Source organism: Ruegeria sp. BB9 (assembly GCF_056539345.1).
Genome location: NZ_JBQFUU010000001.1, coordinates 851,052 through 876,538, shown reverse-complemented (window position 1 = coordinate 876,538; position 25,487 = coordinate 851,052). Strand labels below are relative to the sequence as shown.

At 61.4% G+C, this 25,487-nt stretch carries 24 protein-coding genes and 2 tRNA genes; 9 read left to right on the top strand and 17 right to left on the bottom strand.

Features of this window, described 5'->3' with window-relative positions; genetic code table 11:
• Window position 1 precedes the first annotated feature (1 nt).
• The 4 genes from ACR0FC_RS04385 to ACR0FC_RS04370 all read right to left on the bottom strand — a co-directional run bounded on the left by ACR0FC_RS04385 (window position 2) and on the right by ACR0FC_RS04370 (window position 3,820).
• Window positions 2-1,327 carry an FAD-binding oxidoreductase gene (locus tag ACR0FC_RS04385; protein ID WP_170338478.1) on the bottom strand — a complete coding sequence of 442 codons (1,326 nt, stop codon included), beginning with the start codon at window positions 1,325-1,327 and terminating at the stop codon, window positions 2-4.
• On the bottom strand, window positions 1,324-1,746 hold the full coding sequence (locus ACR0FC_RS04380; RefSeq protein ID WP_170338477.1) for a GtrA family protein: 423 nt from the start codon (window positions 1,744-1,746) through the stop codon (window positions 1,324-1,326). The genes ACR0FC_RS04385 and ACR0FC_RS04380 overlap by 4 nt, the downstream gene beginning before the upstream one ends.
• Window positions 1,743-3,161 (bottom strand): UbiA family prenyltransferase, encoded by a 1,419-nt coding sequence (locus ACR0FC_RS04375; protein WP_170338476.1) that lies wholly within the window; start codon window positions 3,159-3,161, stop codon window positions 1,743-1,745. The genes ACR0FC_RS04380 and ACR0FC_RS04375 overlap by 4 nt, the downstream gene beginning before the upstream one ends.
• 573 nt (window positions 3,162-3,734) lie before the next feature.
• Window positions 3,735-3,820 (bottom strand) — tRNA-Leu (locus ACR0FC_RS04370).
• 143 nt (window positions 3,821-3,963) lie between these two features.
• Here ACR0FC_RS04370 and ACR0FC_RS04365 point away from each other — a divergent pair.
• Both ACR0FC_RS04365 and ACR0FC_RS04360 read left to right on the top strand, forming a co-directional pair.
• A complete protein-coding gene (locus tag ACR0FC_RS04365) occupies window positions 3,964-4,542 on the top strand; it encodes a YqaA family protein (protein WP_093962156.1) in 579 nt (192 codons plus the stop codon).
• Window positions 4,539-5,003: a disulfide bond formation protein B gene (locus ACR0FC_RS04360; RefSeq protein WP_170338475.1), complete on the top strand. Its 465-nt coding sequence runs from the start codon at window positions 4,539-4,541 to the stop codon at window positions 5,001-5,003. Before ACR0FC_RS04365 ends, ACR0FC_RS04360 begins: the two co-directional genes overlap by 4 nt.
• 5 nt (window positions 5,004-5,008) lie before the next feature.
• Here ACR0FC_RS04360 and ACR0FC_RS04355 read toward each other — a convergent pair whose 3' ends face one another.
• Window positions 5,009-5,593: an HNH endonuclease gene (locus ACR0FC_RS04355; RefSeq protein WP_170338473.1), complete on the bottom strand. Its 585-nt coding sequence runs from the start codon at window positions 5,591-5,593 to the stop codon at window positions 5,009-5,011.
• Between the two features lie 213 nt (window positions 5,594-5,806).
• Between ACR0FC_RS04355 and ACR0FC_RS04350 the strand changes: the two genes are divergently transcribed.
• Together ACR0FC_RS04350 and ACR0FC_RS04345 are read left to right on the top strand one after the other, a co-directional pair.
• Window positions 5,807-6,412 (top strand): rRNA large subunit pseudouridine synthase E, encoded by a 606-nt coding sequence (locus ACR0FC_RS04350; protein ID WP_170338471.1) that lies wholly within the window; start codon window positions 5,807-5,809, stop codon window positions 6,410-6,412.
• Between the two features lie 31 nt (window positions 6,413-6,443).
• Entirely contained in the window at window positions 6,444-6,869 is a 426-nt protein-coding gene (locus ACR0FC_RS04345) for a VOC family protein (protein WP_170338469.1), read from the top strand.
• A gap of 10 nt (window positions 6,870-6,879) precedes the next feature.
• Here the strand turns inward: ACR0FC_RS04345 and ACR0FC_RS04340 are convergent, their stop codons facing one another.
• Both ACR0FC_RS04340 and ACR0FC_RS04335 read right to left on the bottom strand, forming a co-directional pair.
• A complete protein-coding gene (locus tag ACR0FC_RS04340; RefSeq protein WP_170338468.1) occupies window positions 6,880-7,545 on the bottom strand; it encodes an alpha/beta hydrolase in 666 nt (221 codons plus the stop codon).
• The gene (locus tag ACR0FC_RS04335; RefSeq protein ID WP_170338466.1) at window positions 7,542-8,174 is read right to left on the bottom strand and encodes a DNA-3-methyladenine glycosylase family protein; all 633 of its coding nucleotides are present in this window, start codon (window positions 8,172-8,174) and stop codon (window positions 7,542-7,544) included. The genes ACR0FC_RS04340 and ACR0FC_RS04335 overlap by 4 nt, the downstream gene beginning before the upstream one ends.
• Window positions 8,175-8,271: 97 nt before the next feature.
• Here ACR0FC_RS04335 and ACR0FC_RS04330 point away from each other — a divergent pair, with 97 nt between their 5' ends.
• A complete protein-coding gene (locus ACR0FC_RS04330; protein WP_170338464.1) occupies window positions 8,272-9,498 on the top strand; it encodes an MFS transporter in 1,227 nt (408 codons plus the stop codon).
• Here ACR0FC_RS04330 and ACR0FC_RS04325 read toward each other — a convergent pair whose 3' ends face one another.
• From ACR0FC_RS04325 to cysS, 3 genes are read right to left on the bottom strand one after another with little or no spacing between them, the layout of a single operon-like run.
• Entirely contained in the window at window positions 9,499-10,275 is a 777-nt protein-coding gene (locus ACR0FC_RS04325; RefSeq protein WP_170339454.1) for a squalene/phytoene synthase family protein, read from the bottom strand.
• Between the two features lie 2 nt (window positions 10,276-10,277).
• Window positions 10,278-11,912 (bottom strand): citramalate synthase, encoded by a 1,635-nt coding sequence (gene cimA / locus ACR0FC_RS04320; protein ID WP_170338462.1) that lies wholly within the window; start codon window positions 11,910-11,912, stop codon window positions 10,278-10,280.
• Complete coding sequence (gene cysS / locus ACR0FC_RS04315) at window positions 11,909-13,309, bottom strand: cysteine--tRNA ligase (RefSeq protein ID WP_170338461.1); 1,401 nt, start codon at window positions 13,307-13,309, stop codon at window positions 11,909-11,911. Before cysS ends, cimA begins: the two co-directional genes overlap by 4 nt.
• A gap of 265 nt (window positions 13,310-13,574) precedes the next feature.
• Here cysS and ACR0FC_RS04310 point away from each other — a divergent pair, with 265 nt between their 5' ends.
• The gene (locus tag ACR0FC_RS04310; protein WP_170338460.1) at window positions 13,575-14,762 is read left to right on the top strand and encodes a pyridoxal phosphate-dependent aminotransferase; all 1,188 of its coding nucleotides are present in this window, start codon (window positions 13,575-13,577) and stop codon (window positions 14,760-14,762) included.
• Window positions 14,763-14,779: 17 nt separating this feature from the next.
• Here the strand turns inward: ACR0FC_RS04310 and ACR0FC_RS04305 are convergent, their stop codons facing one another.
• Window positions 14,780-15,298, bottom strand: a complete 519-nt coding sequence (locus tag ACR0FC_RS04305; protein WP_170338459.1) for an outer membrane protein — start codon at window positions 15,296-15,298, stop codon at window positions 14,780-14,782.
• A gap of 416 nt (window positions 15,299-15,714) precedes the next feature.
• Here ACR0FC_RS04305 and ACR0FC_RS04300 point away from each other — a divergent pair, with 416 nt between their 5' ends.
• The gene (locus ACR0FC_RS04300) at window positions 15,715-17,259 is read left to right on the top strand and encodes a trimethylamine methyltransferase family protein (RefSeq protein ID WP_170338458.1); all 1,545 of its coding nucleotides are present in this window, start codon (window positions 15,715-15,717) and stop codon (window positions 17,257-17,259) included.
• Between the two features lie 51 nt (window positions 17,260-17,310).
• Here the strand turns inward: ACR0FC_RS04300 and ACR0FC_RS04295 are convergent, their stop codons facing one another.
• Window positions 17,311-17,556 carry an EF-hand domain-containing protein gene (locus ACR0FC_RS04295; protein ID WP_170338457.1) on the bottom strand — a complete coding sequence of 82 codons (246 nt, stop codon included), beginning with the start codon at window positions 17,554-17,556 and terminating at the stop codon, window positions 17,311-17,313.
• Between the two features lie 540 nt (window positions 17,557-18,096).
• The gene (locus tag ACR0FC_RS04290) at window positions 18,097-21,723 is read right to left on the bottom strand and encodes a vitamin B12-dependent ribonucleotide reductase (protein WP_170338456.1); all 3,627 of its coding nucleotides are present in this window, start codon (window positions 21,721-21,723) and stop codon (window positions 18,097-18,099) included.
• Window positions 21,724-22,245: 522 nt separating this feature from the next.
• On the opposite strand from ACR0FC_RS04290, the gene ACR0FC_RS04285 reads away from it, so the two are divergent.
• Entirely contained in the window at window positions 22,246-22,686 is a 441-nt protein-coding gene (locus ACR0FC_RS04285; protein ID WP_367646342.1) for a hypothetical protein, read from the top strand.
• A gap of 6 nt (window positions 22,687-22,692) precedes the next feature.
• On the opposite strand, the gene ACR0FC_RS04280 is transcribed toward ACR0FC_RS04285, so the two are convergent.
• The 4 genes from ACR0FC_RS04280 to pdxH all read right to left on the bottom strand — a co-directional run bounded on the left by ACR0FC_RS04280 (window position 22,693) and on the right by pdxH (window position 24,541).
• Window positions 22,693-22,769 (bottom strand) — tRNA-Pro (locus ACR0FC_RS04280).
• A 43-nt stretch (window positions 22,770-22,812) separates the two neighbouring features.
• Window positions 22,813-23,274, bottom strand: a complete 462-nt coding sequence (locus tag ACR0FC_RS04275) for a DUF192 domain-containing protein (protein WP_170339450.1) — start codon at window positions 23,272-23,274, stop codon at window positions 22,813-22,815.
• Between the two features lie 12 nt (window positions 23,275-23,286).
• A complete protein-coding gene (locus ACR0FC_RS04270; RefSeq protein WP_093962172.1) occupies window positions 23,287-23,814 on the bottom strand; it encodes a cold-shock protein in 528 nt (175 codons plus the stop codon).
• A 121-nt stretch (window positions 23,815-23,935) separates the two neighbouring features.
• The gene (gene pdxH, locus ACR0FC_RS04265) at window positions 23,936-24,541 is read right to left on the bottom strand and encodes a pyridoxamine 5'-phosphate oxidase (protein ID WP_170338455.1); all 606 of its coding nucleotides are present in this window, start codon (window positions 24,539-24,541) and stop codon (window positions 23,936-23,938) included.
• Window positions 24,542-24,676: 135 nt separating this feature from the next.
• On the opposite strand from pdxH, the gene fabI reads away from it, so the two are divergent.
• Entirely contained in the window at window positions 24,677-25,483 is an 807-nt protein-coding gene (gene fabI / locus ACR0FC_RS04260) for an enoyl-ACP reductase FabI (protein ID WP_170338454.1), read from the top strand.
• The last annotated feature ends 4 nt before the right edge of the window (window positions 25,484-25,487 follow it).

Sequence of the window (25,487 nt, the reverse complement as noted above, 5' to 3'; positions counted from 1 at the left end):
GTCATATTTCAAGCCTTTCTGACTGGGCCGAGCGGAACCGGTCCCGCCACCCATTGACGTTGCGCGCCTCGCGGAATCGGGTCACGCGATCGTCTGATCTGTTCAAAGTATTGGCCGACATTCTGCTGTCTTTGGCCAGGTAGAACCGTCCACCATGTTCCAGAGTAATCCGATCCAGCTTGTCCATGAGGATGAGCGTTTTGTCGGAAATCGGGAAATCAAGCGCCAGCGTGTATCCCTCCATGGGGAAGGAAAACGGACTGTCCTGTGGACCGAACCGTTTCAGCACGGACAAAAACGAACCCATGCCTTTGCCAGCGATAGCTTGCAAAAGCTCGGTCAGACCGGCGCGTGAACGGTGGATAGGCAACGCGCATTGAAACTGGGCAAAGCCGCTGCGACCGTAGATACGGTTCCACCCCAATATGGCGTCCAGCGGATAAAAGAACGTATCCCAGTTCACCAGCTTGGTGTCGCCGTTTCGAACCCCCATCCAGTAGTAACCGGCGTTGAACGCCCGAACCGAATGGCGATTCAAGGCAAACGACGGCAGATCCATCGGCACGGATTTTTTTCGCTTGGTCGGGCAGATCAGGGGTTGCCGGGCATACCGCCCCGGCAGGTCCGAGACCGCAGCGTGTTCTCCCAGCATCACCAGAGACCGCCCCAGGTTTCGGCCAGTGGACAAGCAGTCGATCCACGCGACCGAGTATGTTGCATCCTGTGCGGCCTCGAATGCATTCATCGCATCCTGAAGGCTGGGTGCGGCTATGGTCTTTTGCTTGATCCAACCTGTCTCGACCGGCTGCAGCCGAACCGCGGCCCGTACGATGATCCCGGTAAGGCCCATGCCGCCCAAGGTGTGGTCGAACAATGCGCTGTTCGAGGCGCGGCTGCATCGGGTGATTTCCCCATCATCGCCCATGACCTCAACCCATTCGACGCAATGGCGGAAACTACCGACACGGTGGTGGTTCTTGCCATGAACATCTGCGGCGATGGCACCGCCGATCGTGACGAATTTGGTGCCCGGTGTAACGATCGGAAACCAACCCCGGGGCAGAAACGCTGCGATCACGTCGCCTAGCAGAACTCCCGCCTCGGCAACCAGCACTCCGGTCTGGTTGTCGAAGGACACCATCCTGTTCAGATGCCGGGTGTGTACGGTTGTCGTGCGCCCAATTGCGCTGTCCCCGTAGGCACGTCCATTGCCGCGCGCGATCACATCGGGTCCCTCCCGCACGACCGATCGAAGGCTTTCGACGCTGCGCGGCGCGATCACGCTGGTCTCAAGAACGGGGTACCTGCCCCAGCCGGAAAGCCTCATGCCCGCGCCTCCGCCGAGCCGGTGTTGAATACGAAGCGCTTATCGAGATGGTACTTTATCACGTAACCCACTGTCAGCCCGATAACCGCGCCAACCTCCCTCATGAGATCGGTTTTCCAAACCACCCAAAAGGCCGTCTCGGTGCCCCAAAAAATTGCAGTGGTGACCACACCCATCGCCGTATACAGCGAGAATTTCTGACCGTGGGCCTTCAGTCCCGTCTGCCGGTCATAGAAAATCCAGTGCTTGTCGAGGGTATACTTGACCACAAGGCCGACCAGAGTACCCGCAAACACTGCAGCCGCGAAGTACCAGCCACCCTCGCCAAGCGACAGGACTGCGCGCTGCGCGGCCAGGTTCAAGGCCATCGCCACGATGGCAAAGGCGGAATAGCGCAGAATCAATCCCTGAACCGTCACAGCATTGACCCCGCGACGACGAACAGCAAAATTATGGCAAAGCAAAGCAGGCTGACCTGGTCCTTGGCCGCGTAGATCACGGGATCATCGTGCATGTTGCCACGATGCGTAATCATGACGGCCCGGGTGATCCAGAACAGCAGAACAGCACACACGCCCCACAGGGCCTGCGGGTAGGAGTAGAGCTGCACCACCGCCGGCGAGCTGACATAAAGTGCCATCACCAGTACGGCGACATAACCCGCGCTGACGGCGATCATGGAGATGATTGGAAGGTCATCCACGTGATAACCGCGCCCGGTTGCCGACAATTTACCGCGTGCCGCATAGTCCACCAACTCGGCCTGCCTTTTGACCGCCGCAAGCGACAGGAACAGAAACATCGAAAATGCCAGGAGCCAGACTGAAAGCTCCAACCCTGTTGCCGCTCCACCCGCCACGATCCGGGTCGTGTAAAGGCCGGCCAAGACACAGATGTCGATGACCAACTGGCGCTTTAGATACAATGAATACCCGGTCGTCAGTGCATAATACGCCACCATCACAAGGAAAAACTCCAGCCCGACCATGGCTGCAATGACCGAGCCTGAAATCAGCAGACCGGCAGCCATCCACGTTCCAGACGAAATCGGAATGCTGCCCGAAGCAAACGGCCGCGCGCGTTTGCGCGGATGCGCCCGATCTGCTGCAAGGTCCAGCAAGTCATTCAGGACATAGACACTGGATGCGATCAGGCTGAACGATATGAAAGCCAGCAACGACAACCAAAACACCTGCCCCGTTAGTTGATGGGCCGCCAGCATCGGCAAAAAGACCAGAAGGTTCTTCATCCATTGATGCGGACGCAAGGCCTTGAGGTAGGACTTGGCGGTCACTTCGTGTGTGTGCAGATGCTCGACCTTGGGTGCGACCGCTTCCGCTTGTTTCGCCAGTCCCGGCCCCGCGTTCACGGAAACCGCCAGATTGGCCCTTCGCCACACCGCAAGGTCGGCGTGGGAATCGCCCATATAGGCGTATCCGCCCGGACCAAAGCGTTCGTCCAGAAACTCGGCTTTGTTTTCACCTTTCAGGTTCAGCGACCCGTCGGAGCCATAAACCTCGTCGAAAATACCCAGATGGGCTCCGATGCTTTGGGCAATGCCCTCATCCGAGGCCGTCACAAGAGCGGTCTTGCCGCCATCAGCGCGCCATTTCTCGACGTATTCCACCACCTTGGGATCATAGGGCAACGAGGTGACGTCAATTTCGGCCTCTTCGGCCAGGTAACGTTTCAATGAAGCGCGTCCACCCAACAGAGCCGCGGCGGAGTGAAACGGGCTGCGCCAGTTCCGTCCGAAAGCCGACCAAAAGCTTTCGTACAGCATGTCACTCTTCAAAAGAGTGCCATCCAGATCTACCACAAGGATTTTGCACATAAATCAACCAACTATAATCATTACCCGGGACGGGGAACTATGAGGTCCGTTATTGCAAAGCTCAAAAGGCATGGCAACTGCACAGCCGTGCCCGCCAACTCTTCTCGTCATAGCCTGCTTTGATATCACGTCAGTGCCTGTCACGGCTCTTTGTTTCACCAATTTCTATGGCCAAATGATGGCGTCACGGCCTGTCCCGGTGACGCTGTACCATAATCGCGTTCTTTCAAGTGTTTGACAGCTCTGCACCCAAAGCGGCCGTATTCATATTGCGCGAGCTTTAAGGATCACGTCACTCTGGAATGCGCCCACTTCAGCGCCCAGTCGCGCGCGGATACGCTGCCAGAGACACCGTGCAGCGGAGACACAGACGACCCTTGTTGTAGCTATAGTTGGCGATCTGGAAACTCTACCGCCGCCCCCGATATTGCATCGAAGACGGTCCAGATCCCGCTAGTCCGCGTACAGTTTCGTCGCCCAATTCGAGGCTGGATGCCCGAGTCGCAGTCAACCGCACACGCCACAATTGACAGAGCAAATGCCCTGAACACTATACCAAAACGGGTGCGGTGGTGGTGCCCAAGGAGAGACTCGAACTCTCACGCCCGTGAAGGCGGGGGATTTTGAATCCCCTGCGTCTACCATTCCGCCACTTGGGCCACGCGCATTGAATTACCGCCCATCTGGCCGAAGGTCCAGAGGCAAAAATCGGTCAATCGACGATCAGCCCGAGACAGATCGGTTGACGCCCCGTCGGGCGCGTGGTTTGCCTCGTCATGACTAAGCTTGGGAACTCGCGCTGATGCTGCAATCGCTTTATGATCGGACGATCCGACTGGCCGACCACCCACACGCCCTGTGGGTGTTGGCATTTGTGGCATTCATCGAAAGCTCGGTCTTTCCGATTCCACCCGACGTGCTGATGATCCCAATGATTCTGGCGCGCCCATCGCGGGCATGGCTGATTGCCACCGTCGCGCTGGTGTTCTCGGTCCTGGGCGGGCTTTTGGGATACGCAATCGGCGCGTTTTTCTACGACAGCATCGGACAACCCATCCTCGAAGCGATGGGCAAGGGTCACGCGATGCAGGAATTCAACCAGAGGTTCAACGATTTCGGGTTCTGGGCCGTTCTGACCGCCGGTGTCACGCCTTTCCCGTACAAGGTCATCACGATCATGTCCGGTTGGACGGGAATGCCGCTGGGAACTTTCATCGCCACTTCGATTCTCGCCCGCGCTTTGCGGTTCTACATCGTCGCCGGGTTGCTTTGGGGCTTTGGCGAGCCTATCCGGGACTTCATCGAAAAGCGGCTTGGGCTGATGTTCACCTTGTTCATCATTCTTCTGATCGGCGGATTTCTGGTGGTGAAATACATATGACGCGGAAACGGACACTCATTTTGCTGGCCGCGGGTGGGTCTGCAGCATTGCTTCTTGCGGCTTGGGGGTTCCAATATCTGGGCGGCATGGCCCCGTGTAAATTGTGCATCTGGCAACGCTACCCGCATGGTGCGGCTGTGCTGCTCGGCGTGCTGGCTTTTGCATTTCCGGGCGTGCGCCTGCTGCCCCTCCTCGGCGCAGCCGCTGCCGCCGCCACGTCCGGCATCGGCGTCTATCACGCCGGGGTCGAGCGCGGGCTGTTGGAAGGCCCGTCCAGTTGCACATCGGGCAGTATCAGTGGCCTGTCCGCCGAGGAGTTGATGGAGCAGATCATGGCCGCCCCGTTGGTACGGTGCGATGATATCCCGTGGGAAATGTTCGGGCTGTCCATGGCTGGGTGGAACGCACTGCTGTCCGCAGGTCTGGTTCTGGTGTGGCTGGCCGCCTGGCGCGCGCGCTGACCCTATTAGGCGTCCAGTTCCGCGTCCCAGTACAGAAAGTCGATCCAGCTTTCGTGCAGGTGGTTCGGCGGAAATTTCCGTCCGATATTCTGCAGCATTATGGCGTCAGGCTGCCGAGGCGGCTTGCGCAGGCTCATCCCCGCCTGACGCAGCGATTTCGACCCCTTGCGCAGATTGCATGGACTGCAGGCGGCCACCACGTTCTGCCAACTGGTGACGCCCCCTGCTGCACGCGGCACGACATGGTCGAAAGTCAGTTCGCCCCGGCTGCCGCAGTACTGGCAGCGGAATTCATCCCTCAGAAATAAATTAAAGCGCGTGAAGGCCACGCGCTTTCTGGGTTTCACATAGTCTTTCAGGACAACCACCGACGGTATTCGGATCACCGTACTCGGGCTGCGGACCACTTCGTCATACTCGGCGACGATATCGACCCGGTCCAGCCAGGCGGCCTTTATCGCCTCCTGCCAGGGCCACAGCGACAGCGGATAGTAGGAAAGCGGGCGGTAATCGGCGTTCAAAACCAATGCCGGATGGTGCTTGAGGGCACCTGGCTCCCTGACAAATTCGGTCCTGAAATCTCCGTCCATGGCTGAATCGCTCCTCGCTCTCGGCTGCCTGTATGGGACACCAGAGCGGGGAGCACCCGCCCCGGTCTTAACTTAACTATATATCGTGTTAAAACTCTGACAAGTCCTGTTTTTCCACAACATCTCGGTAACGGACTATTCCGAATCCGTAACAATCACGTGACAGTTATCCACAGCTTGCGCAGGTCCGGAACTGAGAGTAAGGCGGAGCTCATGTCATGGTTCATCCGCTTCAACAAACCCTTTGACGTGCTGCCGCAGTTCACCGACCGGAAAAATGCCGAGTCGCCCCGCAGCACCCTGTCGGATTTCATCGACCTGCCGGGGGTCTATCCGGCCGGGCGGCTGGACCGTGACAGCGAGGGGTTGATGCTGCTGACCGACAATGGGCGGCTGCAATCCCAGATCTCGGACCCCAAGCACAAAATGCCCAAAACCTACTGGGTTCAGGTCGAAGGAATCCCGGATGCGGCGGCCATCCGGGCCCTGCGCGACGGGGTCGAGTTGAATGACGGCATGACCCGCCCAGCCAAGGCGCGGCTGATCGACGAACCCGAGGGCCTGTGGCCACGCACGCCCCCGATCCGCGAACGCAAGTCGGTGCCGGATTGCTGGCTGGAACTGACGTTGCGCGAGGGGCGCAACCGTCAGGTGCGCCGCATGACGGCCGCTGTGGGCCACCCCACCCTGCGCCTGATCCGCGCCCGGATCGGCGACTGGACGCTGGACGACCTCGCCCCCGGCAGCTGGGACAGCCTGCCGATGCCCGTTCTGGAAACGGCCCCCCAACGCAAGCGGGACCGGCGTCCGAGGCGGTGACTTTTTCGGCGATTTCCGCTATCATATCTCCATGAAAGTAGCAGCCGGAATCCCGTCGCCTTCGGGCATTCTCGAGGCCGCGTTGTATGTCGATGATCTGGACGCCGCCGAACGGTTCTATGGCGAAGTTCTGGGCCTCGAACGTATTCAGCGCGTAGAGGGCCGGCACGTGTTCTTCCGGGTCGGCGCCTCGGTGTTGCTGTTGTTCAACCCGGACCAGACGGAACAGCCCACGACCAACCCTGACCTGCCGGTGCCGCCACATGGCGCACGCGGTCCGGGGCATGTGTGCCTGATCCTGACGCGCGACCAGATCGCGTTGATGCGCAAGCATCTGCTGGACTGGAACGTCCCGGTCGAGGCCGAGTTTGACTGGCCCAACGGGGCCCGGTCACTCTATGTGCGAGACCCGGCCGGAAATTCGGTGGAGTTTGCCGAGGGTCACCTGTGGGGGTGACCCTGCCGCGTTACAGGCTCAGCTTGTCGCGCATGAAGGCCAACGCGACGCCCAACCCGTCGGGTGCGATACCGTGGCCCGTGCCCTTCATGACATGAGCAAAGACCTCCTTGAAGCCTGCGCGCTGCAGGGCCTCGGCGGCCTCGGGCAGCGATTGCGGCGGCACCACGTCATCGGCATCGCCATGGACCAGCAGCACCGGCATCCGGCTGACCACCTCGTCGGCCAGCAGGTCTGGCTCCAGCAGGCGGCCCGAAAACGCGATCACGCCGGCCACCGGATCTTCGCGGCGCGGGGCCACGTGCAGACTCATCATGCTGCCCTGGGAAAAGCCGAACAGCACCACCTGCTCGGGCAGCACGTCCTCGTCCACCATCAGGGCATCGAGAAAGGCGTTGAAATCCTCGACCGCCATTTCCATGCCGCGCCGGGCCTCTTCCTCGGACGAGCCGTCGATCCACGGGATCGGAAACCACTGATACCCGTTGGGCATGCCGGGGATCTGCTCGGGCGCGTCGGGGGCCACGAACAGCGTGTCGGGCAGGTGTTCGCCCAGAACATCCGCAAGCCCCAGCAGATCGGCCCCGTTGGCGCCGTAGCCATGCACGAACACCACAACCGAGCGCGTGTCGCCCGAAACCGGCTCTTTGCGGAGCGCGTTCAAAACCCGTGTCATCTGATCCCTTCCCTATCTTTGGCCACGCGGTAATAGGCCCACAGAACCCGGGCTGCAACCGACCGCCACGGCGACCACGCCTCGGCCATCTGCCGCAGCGCCTTGTCGGTCGGCCGATCCGGCAGGCCGTACAGCATCCGCGCGGCCTCCTGCAGGGCCAGATCGCCCGGCGCGATCACATCCGCCCGCCCCAGCGAGAACATGGCATAGATCTCGGCCGTCCAGACCCCGATGCCCGGCACCTGCGTCAGAGTCGCAATGACTACGTCATCGGGTGCGTCGCGCAGGGCCTTGTAGTCGATCCGCGCCTCGGCCAACGCCCGGGCATAGCGGATCTTCTGGCGGCTCAGCCCCACTGCGCGCAGGTCATCATCGCTGGCCCATTTGATCTTGCGCGGCCCGGTCAGGCCCGCCTGCTGCATCCGCCCCCAGATCGCGTTGGCCGAGGCCACGCTGACCTGCTGGCTGACGATGGCGCTGAGCAGTTGCGCGAAACCGTCGGGCCGACGGCGCAGGGGCAACGGGCGGGTCAGTTCGATCGCGTGCGCCATGCGCGGACAGGCGTCAGACAGCCACTCGGCCCCTTCCGCAACGCATTCTGGTGTCTCGATAATTCGACCAACGGTCATGGCGGCTCCGGGTGGCGGTTCGGGGCGCAGGTTAGGCTGCTTTGTCGCATATGCAACCCGCTTGTATGTCTGTCGGTTCGCCGATACCCATTTGCGCATGACGATGACCAGCACCGCCCCCGACGATACCCGCGCCAAGCGCAACGTTGCCGTTCTGGTGGCGGCCCAGGCGATTCTGGGCGCGCAGATGCCGATGATCTTCATCGTCGGCGGATTGGCGGGCCAGTCGCTGGCCAGCAACGCTTGCCTCGCCACGCTGCCGATTTCGCTGATCGTTCTGGGTTCGATGCTGGCGGCCACGCCGGTCTCGGCCATCATGCAGCGCTGGGGCCGCCGCGCTGGGTTCCTCGTCGGCGCCACCGCCGGAGCGGTGGGCGGCGCCGTAGGCGCCTATGGCCTGTACCTGGGATCGTTTCCCGTGTTCCTGTTGGGCAGCCTGCTGACCGGCATCTACATGAGCGCACATGGCTTCTATCGCTTTGCCGCCGCTGATACCGCGTCGGACGCGTTCCGGCCGAAGGCGATCTCGTACGTCATGGCCGGCGGTCTGGCTGCGGCCATCATCGGGCCGCAGATCGTCAAACTGACCTCGCAGGCCTATGTCATTCCGTTCCTGGGCACCTATTTCGCGGTGATCGCGGTGAACGTCATCGGTTCGGTCCTGTTCCTGTTTCTGGACATTCCGACCCCCGACCGTCCGTCACAGGATGCACCCAAAGGCCGGTCGCGGCTCGAACTGCTGAAAACTCCGCGCATCGCCGTGGCCATCATCTGTGCCATGGTCTCATACGCGCTGATGAACCTGGTGATGACCTCGACGCCGCTGGCGGTCGTCGGCTGCGGCTTCTCCGAAGGTGATGCGGCGGATGTGGTCACCAGCCACGTTCTAGCGATGTATGTTCCCAGTTTCTTCACCGGCCATCTGATCGCCCGGTTCGGGGCCGAGAAGATGGTCGCCATCGGTTTGGCGGTTTTGGGCGGTGCGGGCGTTGTGGCCCTGCAAGGCGTTGAGGTCGAGAACTTCTTTCTGGCCCTCGTGCTGCTTGGCATCGGCTGGAACTTCGGCTTTATCGGCGCCACCAGCATGCTGGCGGCCGAGCACGAGGTGCATGAACGCGGCCGAGTGCAGGGCCTGAACGACCTGCTGGTGTTCGGCGGCGTGACGATAGCGTCGCTGGCCTCGGGCGGATTGATGAATTGTTCGGGCGGATCCCCGGTCGAGGGATGGACCGCCGTCAACCTGGCGATGGTGCCGCTGCTGACCTTGGCGGGCGGCGCGCTGCTGTGGCTGGTGCTCAGACCCCGCGAGGCCAAACTCTCCTGATCACCACCGACCGGTCGAAGCCGTCCAGATCAGTGACACGCGCCGTCGGATTTCGCCCACGTCCAGCGCACCAGCAGCGACCCGACCAGGCTCAGCCAGCACACGACGCAGGACACGGTCTGCCTGCCAGCCGACAAAAAGCGCAGGGCGCGCCTGATCCGAAACATCGGCGCGCCGTGCTCGCGCCGCGGACATCCTGTCCAGCGCGCGCTCGGCCAACTGGCGCACCCCGTTCGGCGTCCCGTCCAACAGGGGAATGCGCCCGCGGGCTTCAAGCTCGGGGATGGCGCGGAACCAGTTCGCCACACCGACCGCGTAGCCAAAGTCGCGCAGGACCGTTTCGTCGGCGGCACCCAGGGCTTGCGCCGAGGCGACCATGAGCGACCCTGCGCTGTGGGTGAGGTAGGCCTCGAAGTGTTCCTCATCCTCGAACGGATCCCGGTAGATATCCCAACGCCTTACGGCCACGAATTCATCCAGCATCGCCGCCAGATGCGGGGACAGGACGCGCGACAGGGGCGTGACCACCTCGTGCCGCCGCACGGAGGGCCCTTCGGCGATCTCCTGCAGTGCGTCGCGCCACCATTGCAGGCGCATTTCCGCGATCATCGGCTCTTGGGTGACCCACGGCGCGCGGGCGACCTCGATGTTCATCGCATAGATCGGAAACAGCACGGCCCGCGCCGGCACCGGCGCCGCCATCGCGGCCATGAACCGATCGGGGTCGGCCCGGTGGACCAGCGCCGCGCAGGCCTTGACGTCGTCGTCGAAGGGCACGCTCACTCGGCCACCACCGATTGCGGGCTGCAATCGCGCACCAGCTTCCACTGGATCGCATCCAGCAGCGCCTCGAACGAAGCATCAACGATGTTCGCGCTGACCCCAACCGTGGACCAGCGCCGTCCCTGCCCGTCTTCGCTGTCGATGATGACGCGGGTCACCGCCTCGGTCCCGCCCTGGGTGATGCGCACCTTGAAGTCCACCAGGTGCATATCGTCCAGGATCGGCGAGTACTGCCCCAGATCCTTGGCCAAAGCTTTGGCCAGCGCGTTCACCGGGCCACGGTCGCTACCGTTTTCGTCCATCGACTCGCTGACCGACAGCTTCTTCTCGCCATCCACCTTCACCACGACGACCGCCTCGGACAGGCTGACCATCTGGTTGTACTTGTTCTTGCGCCGCTCGACCGTGACCTTGTAGCGCTTGACCTCGAAGAATTGCGGCAGCTGGCCCAGTTCATCGCGGGCCAGCAGCTCGAAACTGGCCTGCGCGGTATCATAGGAATACCCCTCGGCCTCGCGCGCCTTGATCCGTTCCAGAATGCGCCCCAGCGCCGGGTCGCCCGGCTCTACCTGCAACCCAGCCTCGGTCAGGCGTTTGCGCAGGTTCGACTGGCCCGCCTGGTTCGACATCGGAATGATCCGCGCATTGCCCACGGTGGCCGGATCGACATGTTCATAGGTCGACGGATCCTTGAGGATCGCGCTGGCGTGCAGCCCCGCCTTGTGCGCAAAGGCCGAGGCCCCGACATAGGCCGCCTGTTTGCTGGGCACCCGGTTCAGGATGTCATCCAGCATGCGGCTGATGCGGGTCAGACCGGTCAGCGCGTCGCGGTTGACGCCGATCTCGAAGGCCGAGGCATAGGGCTCCTTCAACAGCAGCGTCGGGATCAGGGCGGTCAGGTTGGCGTTGCCGCAACGCTCACCCAGCCCGTTCAACGTGCCCTGGATCTGGCGTGCGCCGGCATCCACGGCCGCCAAGGAACAGGCCACAGCATTTTCGGTGTCGTTGTGGGTGTGGATGCCCAGCCGGTCGCCGGGGAAGCCCGCGGCGACCAGGTCGGACACGATCCGCCCCACTTCGGCCGGCAGCGCGCCGCCATTGGTGTCGCACAACACCACCCAGCGGGCACCGGCCTCCAGCGCCGCCTGGCAGACCTGCATCGCATAGGCGGGGTTGTCTTTGTAGCCGTCAAAGAAATGCTCGGCATCGAACAGCGCCTCGCGCCCCTGCGCCACGATATGCGCGACCGAGGCGCGGACGTTCTCGACATTCTCCTCCAGCGAGATCCCCAGCGCGTCGGTCACGTGATAGTCATGCGACTTGCCCACCAGACAGACCGCCCGCGTGCCGGCGTTCATGACGGCGGCCAGCACGTCGTCATTCTCGGCCGAGCGCCCGGCCCGCTTGGTCATGCCAAAAGCGGTCAGGCGGGCGCGCGTCTTTGGCGCAGTATCGAAAAACGCGCTGTCGGTGGGGTTCGCGCCGGGCCAGCCGCCTTCGATATAGTCCACCCCCAAAGCATCCAGCGCCTGCGCGATCTGGACCTTTTCGGCGGTCGAGAACTGAACGCCCTGCGTCTGCTGCCCGTCGCGCAGCGTGGTGTCATAGAGGTACAGGCGCTCTTTGCTCATTCCACGCCCTCCAGCCTGCTGGCGTCAAAGCCCGCGCCGGGCACCAGTTCGACCCCGTCCTTGCTCATCCGCACTTCCAGACCAGCCGCCAAATAGACGGCCTTCAACCGATCCACTTCCGAGAAATCCTTGGTCTGCATCGCCTCGGCCCGAACACGGGCCAGCCTGTCGGCATGGGCCGACAGATCCACGCCGTCGGTTTCGGCCCAGCCCCCCATCTCGGATTCCAACAGGCCCAAGACCCGCGCACTGGCCAGCAAGGTAGCGGCGTCGCCGTCCGAGGCCAGGCGATGCAGCTCGGCCAGGGCGCCCGCAGTGTTGAGGTCATCGGCAAGCGCCGCGATCACCGCGGGCGCCGCGCTGGCTGCGGGTTCAATGCCCGCAGTCAGCGCCCGCCACTTGCGCAACGTGGCCTCAGCCTCGCGTGCCTTCTTCTCGGTCCAGTCCATCGGCTTGCGATAGTGGGTCTGCAGGAAGACGAACCGGATCACCTCGCCCGGCACGCCCTGATCCAGCAGGTCATGCACGGTGAAGAAATTGCCCAGCGATTTGGACATCTTCTTGCCTTCGACCTGCAGCATCTCATTATGCAGCCAATAGCGCGCAAATTCGCCGTGCGGATGGGCGCATTTGCTCTGGGCGATCTCGTTTTCGTGGTGCGGGAACATCAGGTCATTGCCGCCGCCATGGATGTCGAAACTCTCGCCCAGCAACTCATAGCTCATGGCCGAGCACTCGATATGCCAGCCCGGACGCCCCCGGCCCCAGGGCGACTCCCAACCGGGCAGTTCATCGTCCGAGGGCTTCCACAGCACGAAATCCATCGGGTTCTTCTTGTAGGGCGCCACCTCGACTCGCGCGCCTGCGATCATGTCATCGACCGACCGGCCCGACAGCTTGCCATAGTCGTCGCGCCAGCTGTCCACCGCAAACAGAACATGCCCCTCGGCCTCATAGGCGTGACCCTTGGCGATCAGGTCCTCGATCATGGCGATCATCTGGTCAATGTACCGCGTGGCCCGCGGCATCTGGTCGGGCTCCAGCGCCCCCAGCGCGCCCATGTCATGCAGGTACCAGCCGATCGTCTCGTCCGACCGCTCCTGCACCAACTGTTCGAGCGTTCCTTCGGCCCCGGCCTGCTTGCGCGCCAGGGCCGTCGCGTTGATCTTGTCATCAACGTCGGTGAAGTTGCGCACATAGGTCACATGCTCGGGCCCGTAGACATGACGCAGCAGGCGATACAGCACGTCAAACACCACCACCGGCCGCGCGTTGCCCAGATGCGCCCGGTCATACACGGTGGGTCCGCAGACATACATCCGCACGTTGTCGGGATCGATCGGAACGAAATCTTCCTTCGTCCGGGTCCACGTGTTGTGCAGTTTGATCGTCGTCATGCGTCTGGCTCCTGGATACAGCAATAGCGTGCGCGTTGACGCGGGCTTAGCAACTTGTCTCAGGGAAGAAAACGAAAGAAACCGGCCCGCGTGAAAGTTCAGCAGGGAATGCAGCAGATAATGATGCAGGTCTTCCGGTTCATGGCCCATCGCATAGCACGCCCGGTCCCGCGCGCCAAGACTTCTGTTGCCAACCGGGGAAGCTGATTGACAAATCACCGCGGCTCTGACCCATTCGGCGGGCTTGCTGCAACGGAGGCGCGCCATGAAACTTTCGCACCGCATCACGCATCTGACCGGAGGAGGTTCGGACGGGTGGGACGTGTTCTATCGTGCGCGCCGCATGATCGCCGAAGGCCAAGCCGTGACCGAGCTGACCATCGGCGAGCATGACATCCGCACCCACCCCTCGATCCTGGCCGAGATGGACCGGTCGGCGCGCGCGGGCCATACCGGATACGCCATGGTTCCGGGCACCGATCTGCTGCGCGATACCGTGGCCGCGCGGGTGCAGACCCGGACGGGCGTTCCCACCACGCGCCACAACGTGCTGATCACCCCGGGCGGACAGGCCGCGCTGTTCGCCGCGCATATGGCCGTGTGCGACCCGGGCGATGTGGGCCTCTATCTCGATCCGTTCTACGCCACCTACCCCGGCACGATCCGCGGGGCCGGCGCGATCGCGCGCGCGGTTCAGACCCGAGCCGAGGACGCCTTTCAACCCGACGCGGCCATGATCGCGGAACAGGCCAAGGGTGCCGCTTCGCTGCTGATCAACACGCCGAACAACCCGACCGGGGTCGTCTATTCCCGCGAGACCCTGACCGAGATCGCCGATCTGTGCCGCGAACGCGACATCTGGCTGATTTCGGACGAGGTCTATGACACGCAGGTCTGGGACGGCGCGCACCTGTCGCCCCGCGCCCTGCCCGGTATGGCCGACCGCACCCTTGTCGTGGGCTCGATGTCGAAATCCCACGCCATGACCGGATCACGCTGCGGTTGGATCGTCGGCCCCGAAGAGGCCATCGACCATTTGATCAACCTCGCCACGCACACCACCTACGGGGTTCCGGGATTCATTCAGGACGCTGCCAGCTTTGCGCTGACCGCCGGGGACGAACTGGAGGAAGAGGTCGCGGCTCCCTTCCGCCGCCGCCGCGCCTTGGCGATGCAGGTTCTGGCCCGACAGAACACCGTGGGCCTGATCCCGGCCCAAGGCGCGATGTATCTGATGCTGGACATCCGCGCGACGGGGCAAAGCGGCGAAGACTTCGCCAATGCGCTGCTGGACACCCACGCCATCGCGGTCATGCCCGGAGAAAGTTTTGGCCAAGCCGCCGCAGGGCATGTGCGTGTGGCCATGACCATTGACGATGACCGGTTCGCCGCCGCCCTTCAGACCCTATGCGATTTCGCCGCCCGGCTAGCGGGTCAGACAGCGGCCGAGTAACTGCAGACGGGTTTCGTTCAGAACCGGAAGGTCGTGCGCAGATTGAAGGTGTTGGTGTCCAGATCGCCGCGCGACCGCGTGACATCGTTGAAATTCTGCCGCAAGGCTTCGCCACTGATGATCAGCCGGTCACTCAGAGGATAGGCTACGCCGATCCCGTAGACGGCCGCCGTGTCGCTGTCGCCCGAAGTATTCGCCCGCGCGGCACCCACCACGACGTAGCCCAAAGCGGGCCCGAACTCGTACCCTCCGCGCAGTTTCACGCGGGACACGCTGTCCAAACTGCCCTCCGAGGCTCCTAAGTCGAGATTCAGCCGGTCATATTCCAACTCACCCCCGACGACGAAGCTGCCCAGATCCAGATCGTATCCGATATTCGCACCGATGCTGCCCGAATTGCCACCGCTGCCGCCAGGACCGTCCGCGTCGGTATAACCGAAGGTGAACCCGGCATAAGCACCCGTCCAATCCTCGGCCAACGCCACCTGCGCCGCTGGAATCAGCAGGACCGACAGCAAGGCGCGGATCAGTTTCATGCAGCCCTCCGAGTTTTCATTCAGCACCCTTTGCGATTGCAACAGATGCGGTGATGTGCACCTCAATTAAACATGTGCTTTGGTGCCGTCAGATCAATTCAAGTCACGCAAATCTTAACAATAAGTAATGGAAGCATAACATATTTCGCCCTTTGCGTGAGGATTTCCTGCGGCGTTCATCGAAGTTCCAAATTTTCGGGGCCAAAAGCGACATCGGTCGCAAACAGGACAGATTGCTTGCGCGGACCCTGACACCATTCGTCGCAGGAGTTGAGGACCACATGCCAAACGATATCTGGAAGATCTGCCTGATCAGCCGCACCATCGGTGCCGATCGGGGGCGTGCGGCACGAGGACGGCCGGGACGGGTTGAAGCTTCCCCCTTTTGACCTGACTTTCAATTTGGAATCCTCACCATGAACGACCAATCCCGCTCAACGTCCCGCAGTGGCGGCCGCGCCGCCCGACGGGCCGCCCGTGCCGCGGCCCTGCCCGAACATCTGCGCCCCGTCCGCCCGGGGCTTGAGGGCGGCACCTACAAACCGCTCAGCCAACAGGACATGGAGCGTATTCACTCCGCCGCTCTCGATGCGCTCGAAACCATCGGTCTGGCCGACGCGCCACCCAGCGGGATCGATTACCTGGTCAATGCCGGCTGTACGCTGGGCGATGACGGACGCATCCGTTTTCCCCGGGCGCTGGTCGAGGACACGATCGCCCGCGCCAACCGGTCGGTAACGCTGTACAGCCGCGACGGCAAAACCGATCTCGAACTGTCCGGCGGACGCGTTCATTATGGAACCGCCGGTGCAGCCGTCAGCATGGTCGACGCCCAAGGCCGCAACTACCGCGACTCAACCGTGCAGGACTTGCACGATGCCGCGCGGATTTGCGAACAACTGGACAATATCCATTTCGTGCAGCGCCCCATGGTCTGCCGTGACATCACCGACAACCGCGAGATGGACCTGAACACGATTTATGCTTGTTGTTCTGGGACTTACAAGCATGTCGGAACATCCTTCACAGACCCCAGCTATGTAGCTCCGGCCATGGAAATGCTGCATATGATCGCTGGCGGCGAGGATAAATGGCGTGAACGGCCCTTCGTCTCGAACTCGAACTGCTTTGTCGTGCCGCCGATGAAATTCGCGACCGAGAGCTGCCAGGTGATGGAAGAATGCATCAAGGCGGGGATGCCGGTCCTGTTGCTATCCGCTGGGATGGCGGGTGCCACGGCCCCGTCAACGGTGGCCGGTGCGATTGTCCAGGCTACGGCGGAATGCCTCGCCGGTCTGGTTTATGTAAACGCCGTAAGCCCAGGCGCCCCGGCGGTTTTTGGCACTTGGCCATTTGGCCTTGATCTCAGGACCGGTGCAATGAGCGTCGGGTCTGGCGAGCAGGCCCTGTTGACGGCAGGTTGCGCCCAGATGCACAAATTCTATGACCTGCCCGGTGGCGCTGCAGCCGGTGCTTCGGACTCCAAACTGCCCGACATGCAAGCCGGATGGGAGCAGATGTGTTCCAACGTCATGGCCGGGCTGTCCGGCCTGAACATGGTCTACGAAGCAGCCGGCATGCACGCTTCGCTGCTGGGTTTCTGCTTTGAAAGCCTGATCCTTGGTGACGATCTGATTGGTCAGGCCCTGCGATGCGTTCGTGGGATCGAGGTCACGGACGACACGCTGGCGCTGGACCAGATCGCGTCGGTCTGTCTCGGTGGCCCGGGTCACTACCTGGGAACCGACGCAACACTCAGCCGGATGCAGGCCGACTATGTCTATCCGGCGCTTGGCGACCGGACCTCGCCCAAGGAATGGGCCGAGCTGGGCAAGCCGGACCTGGTCGAAAAGGCCACCGCGCGCAAAGAAGAGATCCTTGGCGCTCCGTCTCCGGCGCGTTTCGATCCCGCGCTGGATGCGGAACTCAGAAGCAGGTTCAACATTCACTTGCCTGCATAACCAATTGAAAAGCAGCCCAGATCACTCTGGGCTGCCTCGTTTTTCAAACTGTTAACCGTTGCTGGGCGGCAGCAGACCGGCTTCTTGCGCGGCTGCGATTTCGGCCTCATCCAAAGCGCCGTCACCATTCGCGTCCAAAAGCGCGAACGCATCGGCATCCATGTCCGGCACAACGGCCTGAACCTCTTCGATGGTCAGAACGCCGTTGCCATTTGCGTCTGCCGAGCTCTGCGCGAATGCAAGCACAGGGAACCCGAGGGCAACTGCGGCCAGAACGGCCAGTTTCTGAGAGTTCATTGTCAGTCTCCTGATAGGGGGTTTGTGGTAGTCTGTCCGGACAGGCACACAAAACACCCGCTCAGCCGCACTGTCATCGACCGCAGAGATTTTCCCGCAATTCGCGCCAATCCCTGCCCGTTTGGGCCATTTGGATTCGCAAGCTTTCGCTGCGCCAAGCCGCTTGCCGGCCTATCGGCACAACTTCCCTCATCCGTACCCCTGTTCCCGGCAAACTGTCGCTCAGCCCGACTGAGTCGAAAAAAGAAAGGGGGCCGAAGCCCCCTGTCAGTTTTGCCGTCCAGGCTCAATTCGTTGACCGCCCGGTGTTTTTTTGCCTGCGGCCTGGACTGCACATGGGGCGAGCGCACCCGCCCCGTGAGAGAGTGGGAAGGACCGATATTCCGCCCCACCCTGTTCCCGGCCAGCACGGGCATGCCGGCCGAGTGGACCAGGGCGACCTAGGGTAAGTCTCAGGTTTTGCCCTGCTCCGAATTCGTCGGGACCGGAAGTCCGGGGGGAAATCCAGGTCCCTACACCCCGCCTGGCGGGGCGTTTGCCTTAACTACACCCGCTGGTTGCCCCGCAGGTGTTGCACTTCATGCAGGTGCCGTTGCGCACCAGCGTGTAGTTTCCGCATTCGCCACACGGATCACCCTCGTATCCCTGCATTTTGGCTTTGGTCCGGGCATCCATCCCGGTGGCCGTTTCGGTGACGACGGTGGTTTCACTCTTGGTTTCAAAGGTCACGGCCGCTTCGGACAGTCCGGTCGCTTCGGCGGCACCGTTGAACATCATCAGGTCCTGCGGCAAACGCTTGCGCAAATAGCCGGTCGAACTGATCTGTTTCAGCACCTCCAAGGATTTCGAAGCCGCGCTGTCGCTGATCTCCGAGACGTTCGATACGCCCTCTTCCTCGCCACGACCCAGGTCGTCGAATGTTGCGCCCTCGGGCTTCACATGCGCCAGGTCGGTGCGATCGAGGTACGACACGGCCAGTTCGCGGAAGATGTAGTCGAGGATCGACGTCGCGTTTTTGATCGAGTCGTTGCCCTGAACCATCCCGGCCGGTTCGAACTTGGTGAAGGTGAAGGCGTCGACAAACTCTTCCAGCGGCACGCCATATTGCAGACCGACCGAGACGGCGATGGCGAAGTTGTTCATCATCGCACGGAAGCCAGCGCCTTCTTTGTGCATGTCGATGAAGATCTCACCCAGCTGCCCATCTTCGAATTCGCCGGTGCGCAGATAAACCTTGTGCCCTCCCACGATCGCCTTTTGGGTATACCCCTTGCGACGGTGCGGCAGCTTTTCGCGGTGACTGCGGATGATCTCTTTGACCACCACCTTTTCGACGACCTTCTCGGCCAGCGTCACGGCCTTTTCCTGGATCGAGCCGCTTTCGAGGATTTCAGCCGCTTCGTCGTCATCCTCGACCAGCGCCGCTGCCAGCGGCTGGCTGAGTTTGGACCCGTCGCGATACAGCGCGTTGGCCTTGACACCCAGGCTCCAGGACAGCTCGTAGGCCTTCTGGCAATCTTCGATCGTAGCGTCATTGGGCATGTTGATCGTCTTGCTGATCGCGCCCGAGATGAAGCTTTGCGCCGCAGCCATCATGGTGATGTGGCTGTCAACACCCAGGAACCGCTTGCCCTTCTTTCCACACGGGTTGGCGCAGTCGAAGATTGCATAGTGCTCGGGCTTCAGATGCGGGGCCCCTTCCAGGGTCATGGTGCCGCAGACATGGTCGTTGGCCGCGTCGATATCCGACTTGCTGAAACCCAGATGGCGCAGCATGTCAAAGGTCGGATCGTTCAGCTTGCTGGCCGGGATGCCCAGAACACCGGTACAGAAATCCTCGCCCAGCGTCCACTGGTTGAAGACGAACCGGATGTCGAACGCGCTTTCCAGCGCGGCGTCAATCTTGGCCAGCTCGTTCGGGCCGAACCCGTGACCGGTCAGCGAGGTGTGGTTGATCCCCGGCGCGTTGCCCAAGGTGCCGTGACCCACCGCGTAGGACACGATCTCTTCGATCTGGGCCGAGGAATAGCCCAGCTTTTCCAGCGCCGACGGCACCGAGCGGTTGATGATCTTGAAGTAGCCGCCCCCGGCCAGTTTCTTGAACTTCACCAGCGCAAAGTCGGGCTCGATCCCGGTGGTGTCGCAGTCCATCACCAGACCGATCGTGCCGGTCGGCGCAATCACCGTGGCCTGCGCGTTGCGATAGCCGTTCTTCTCGCCCAAGCTCAACGCTTCGTCCCAGGCACTCATGGCCAGATCGACAAGGCGTTTGTCCGGACAGTTGGCGTGATCCAGCGGCACCGGCTTGACCGAAAGCTTCTCATAGCCCTCGGTCACACCCTGCGCAGCGCGACGGTGGTTGCGGATGACCCGCAGCATATGCTCGGCGTTGCGCTTGTAGCCGGCGAACGGCCCCAGCTCTCCGGCGATCTCGGCCGAGGTGGCGTAGGCAACGCCGGTCATGATCGCGGTCAGGGCGCCACAGATCGCCCGACCCTCGTCCGAGTCGTAGCCATAGCCCATATTCATCAGCAGCCCGCCGATGTTGGCATAACCCAGACCCAGCGTACGGAAGTCGTAAGACAGCTGTGCGATCTCTTTCGACGGGAACTGCGCCATCGTCACCGAGATTTCCAGCGTCAGCGTCCACAGACGGGCCGCGTGCATGTAGTCGGCCGCCTGGAACTCGCCATCCTTCAGGAAGGTCAACAGGTTCATCGAAGCCAGGTTGCAGGCCGTGTCATCCAGGAACATGTACTCTGAGCACGGGTTCGAGCCACGAATCTCGCCGTCTTCAGGGCAAGTGTGCCATTCATTGACCGTGTCGTGGAATTGAATGCCCGGATCGGCGCAGGCCCAGGCCGCGTGGCCGACTTTTTCCCACAGATCCCGTGCCTTGACCGTCCGGGCAACCTTGCCGTCGGTACGGTTGATCAGCTCCCAATCGGCATCTTTTGCTACCGCCTTCAGGAAAGCGTTGGTCACACGGATCGAGTTGTTCGAGTTCTGCCCCGAGACCGAACTGTAGGCCTCAGAGTCCCAGTCGGTGTCATAGGTCGGGAACTCGATGCTGTCGTGGCCCTGCTTGGCATAATCCAGCACGCGCTTGATATAAGTCTCGGGGATCGCGACCTTTTTCGCTTCGCGGATCGCCGCTTTCAGCGCGTCGTTTTTCTTGGGGTCATAGGCGTCGTCCTGTGCGCCGTCCCAAGCGCGGATGGCCTCGAAAATGCCGTTCAGCATCTTCTCGTGCATCTTCGATCCAGCAACGATCGAGGCCACCTTCTGCTCTTCGATCACCTTCCATTCGATGAATTGCTCGATGTCAGGGTGATCTGCATCGACGATCACCATCTTTGCTGCCCGACGGGTTGTCCCGCCTGATTTGATCGCGCCAGCGGCGCGGTCGCCGATCTTGAGAAAGCCCATGAGGCCCGAGGACTTGCCGCCACCCGACAGCGCTTCGCCTTCTGCACGCAGATGGCTGAAGTTGGTCCCGGTACCCGAGCCGTATTTGAACAGGCGCGCCTCGCGCACCCACAGATCCATGATGCCGCCTTCGTTCACCAGGTCGTCATCGACCGACTGGATGAAGCACGCGTGCGGCTGCGGATGTTCATAGGCCGATTTCGACTTGGTCAGCTTGCCGGTTTTGTAGTCCACATAGTGGTGACCTTGGGCCGGGCCGTCGATCCCATAGGCCCAGTGCAGACCGGTGTTGAACCATTGCGGGCTGTTCGGCGCGGCGCGCTGGGTCGCCAGCATGTAGCGCATCTCGTCGAAATAGGCGCGCGCGTCTTCCTCGGTCGAGAAGTAACCGCCCTTCCAGCCCCAATAGGCCCACGCCCCCGCCAGGCGGTCAAACACCTGCTTCGAAGACGTCTCGCCGCCAAATTCGGCATCGTCGGCCGGAACCGAGCGCCACAAAAACTCGGGCACGTCCTTCTCACGGACTTTTTTCAGTTTGCTGGGAACGCCGGCCTTGCGGAAATACTTCTGAGCGATCACATCGCTGGCGACCTGGCTCCACCGAGAGGGGACCTCGATGTTATCAAGGCGGAACACGATCGTTCCATCCGGATTGCGGATCTCGGACGTGACGGACACGAAGTCCAACTCTGCGTATGCGTCCTGCCCTGCCTTGGTAAATGTTCTTTCAATCTTCATGTCCGCCGCCCTAGATCAATCAGCCCAAATTCGGTTGTCCGGCACCAATTCCATTTTTTGGCGGGGTGCCGCCCGCCTTGACCGCCGATCAGGGACGCTAAGGACCGGGCGCTGCCTTTGGCAGCGCAAACCCGTTCGCACGGTTGCACGTCAGTTTGGAGTGCTTTCCGACCCTCGCCCTATGCCAACTCCGGCTATTCCTACCAGATTTAGTGGCAACTCACTCGGCTCATACAATCTGGCGTATCTACCCATAGTTGGTCAACGGCATTTTTTGGCTCCGAACCAAAACTTTTCTGTTGACCGCAAAACCGCAGGATGGGCCAAGACAGAACGCGCCGATTCCTCCACAACGCTGTCCACAAAACCGTGCAGTTCGGTCAAATCGGATTTTCTTTTTTCCCGGCCCGGTTACGAGAAAATGGTCACCCGCCCGCCCGTGCCCCATACTGGGAGGAGAATCACCAATCTTCGTGGCAGCGCAACGCGACGCATCACGACACACAAAAGACGGAGTGCGCCGTGAAAACCTCGATTATCCGTTTGTTACCGGTTCTTACCTTGCTGGCCGCTTGCGCGACGCCGGAGCCGGAAAAGTCTTCACGCAGCGCTCAGTTCGCCGAATACCCCGATCAATTGTTCAGCACGTTCGAGATCAGCTGCGAAGGTCCGGAGGAACGGTTCACACGCCCCGAGCGCAGCAGTTTCGAGTGCCGTTCCTCTCTGCCTCCGGAAACCACCGCGTTCTTGATCCTCAACTATGACGGTTACCCGCAGGACTTGCCCAAAGGGGTGCGCCGCATGTCTTCAACCCGCAATCAGGCCGGTTACCGGGTCGATGCCGAGTTGTTTTTCCTGGTCCCCCAGAAGGACGGAGCGACGATCAAGGTTCCCGTCGAAAGCTCGGTTCTGGATGATGAATTGACACGGCTCTACCGTTATTTCGGTGGAACTCCGTTGTAAGGAAAGTGGTCGGGGCGGCGAGATTCGAACTCACGACCCCCTGTACCCAAAACAGGTGCGCTACCAGACTGCGCCACGCCCCGGACCGTGCGCCTTCCTAACGGCGTCATTCGGATTTGAAAAGCCCTAACAGGGCCAGATTGCAGAGCCTTGCGAAAAAATTTCGTGGCGCATGACCGTACCTGGTGCGATCGAGTAACGGGCGGCCAGTCCCGCATTGACCTCAAGGACCGCAAAGACCGAATCGCCGCCCTCGATTGGGGTCAGATCCCCCGGTACGGCGTCGGCATGAACACGGGTCACCACTCCAGTGCGATCCAGAAAGATCATGTCCAGCGGGATCAAGGTGTTCTTCATCCAGAATGCGACCGGCTGGGGCGGATCGAACACGAACAGCATCCCTTCGCCCTGAGGCATGCTTTCGCGGAACATCAAACCCTTTGCCCGCTCCTGCGGAGAAACGGCCAATTCGACCAGAAACCGGACCTGTGCCTTGTCATTGCGAAGGTCCACCCGGTCAGGCCGGCATTCGGCAAAGGCGCCTTGTGACAGAAAAATACTCAGAAGAAGACCGGCCAGAATCCGCATCACGCGCAGCGCTCAGTCATTGAGCGCGGATTCCCACGCAAGCACTTGCGCGGCCATGCGCCCCCGCTTGCCGTCGATGACCCGCATCGCCAGCGCCTCGCCCGGCTGGAGATCGGCCAACCCGGACCGGCGCAGAACTTCGATATGCAGAAACACGTCCTCGCTGCGGCCAAAGACATTGGCAAAGCCGAAACCCTTGCTCTTGTCGAACCACTTGACCCGCGCAGCCTCGAGCGGCGCATGCGCGATCTCATTGGGATCCATTTCGGCGAAATCCGCCAGCATCACCGAGTCGGCCCGTTCGGGCGGATCGATGCTCACGACCTCAACCGCTTGAACCCCACGATCGGTGCGGTGAGTCATGATCTCAATGCCCGCGCCATCCGCGACCGAACTTTGCCCGAAGTTCCTCAGAACGTTCACGTGCAGCAGGATATCAGGACCGCCATCGTCGGACACGACAAAGCCATACCCCTTTGCGGGGTCAAACCATTTTACGTGTCCACGAACGCGGTACATGCTGTTCAGGTCTTCTGGCACGGTGTTCCCATCACGAGATTCAAAGGGTCGTTAGGGGTCTGATGTGTATGGAAACGTCGGGCAAATTCAAGCTGAAAAAATTCAGACATTTCCGGGTGTTGCATTTCACGATACGCGAACGTCATGGATTCAACCTCTGTACGTTCCACTTTTGCTCGGACGGGTCGCGCCGCCAGCGGAACCTGTCGTGCAGCCGAAAGGCACCATCCGCCCAAAACTCGATTTCAACCGGCGTCAGCCTGTAGCCACCCCAGAATTCGGGCCTCGGCGGGTTGGATCCCAGCTTTGCCGTCACCTTTGCAACTTCGGCCATCAGGGCAGCCCGGCTGCTCAGAGGTTCCGACTGTCGCGATGCCCAGGCACCCAGCCGGCTTTTCAGCGAGCGTGACGCATAATATTCGTCGGCCAAGGGACCGTCTTCTTTGGTGATTGTACCACGAACCCGGATCTGACGCCGCAGTGATTTCCAGTGCATCACAAAGGCGGCTTTGCCGGCCGCATCCAGCTCTTGGGCCTTGGCACTGTGATAGTTGGTATAGAAAACGAAGGAGTCCGCCTCGATATCCTTCAGCAACACCATCCGTGCGTTCGGCATACCATCGGGGTCCACGGTCGCCAGGGCAATCGCGTTCGGATCGTTCGGTTCCGTCTTTTCGGCCTCGGCCAACCAACGGGCCGCGATCACGAACGGATCGTCACCGGCAAAGATGCCGTTTCGCTCACTCATGTCCATCCCCTGGAACGAATTGAACATGACCCTACGGCGAGAACCCGCCCCGGGCAAGAGTGCATGGCCTTGATGCAGCGCAATCAATGGCATAAACCAACGCAACACATCGCGACGACAGGCGGAGAACCGAACATGTCAAATCAGTTGATGGCCGGCAAGCGCGGCCTCATCATGGGACTGGCCAATGACAAATCAATCGCATGGGGAATCGCCCGCGCCTTGTCCGAAGCCGGAGCCGAACTGGCTTTCTCTTATCAGGGGGATGCACTGAAAAAACGGGTCGACCCGTTGGCGGCTCAACTGGGGAGCGAAATCGTCCTGCCGTGTGACGTCAGCAACGAAGAGTCGATCGATGAACTGTTCGCAGCGCTGAAAGAGAAATGGGGCAAGCTGGATTTCGTCGTCCACGCCATTGGTTTCTCCGACAAGAACGAACTTCGCGGCCGTTATGTCGACACGTCGCGCGCGAATTTCAAGCTGACGATGGACGTGTCGGTCTACTCTTTCACCGCGGTGATGCAACGCGCCGAGAAGCTGATGACTGACGGCGGCAGCGCCATCACCCTGACCTATTATGGTGCTGAGCAGGTCATGCCGCATTACAATGTCATGGGTGTTGCCAAGGCTGCGCTCGAGGCGTCGGTGAAATACCTGGCCGAGGACCTGGGCAAGGACAACATCCGCATCAACGCGATCTCGGCCGGGCCGATCAAGACCCTCGCCGCCAGCGGCATCGGCGACTTCCGCTACATCATGAAGTGGAACGAGTACAACTCTCCCCTGCGCCGCAACGTGACCATCGATGACGTGGGCAAATCGGCCCTTTATCTTCTGTCGGATCTCAGCAGCGGCGTAACCGGTGAAAACCTGCACGTTGACTCGGGTTATCACATCGTCGGCATGAAAGCCGTCGACGCGCCGGATGTGGAAAAGGGATAAGACC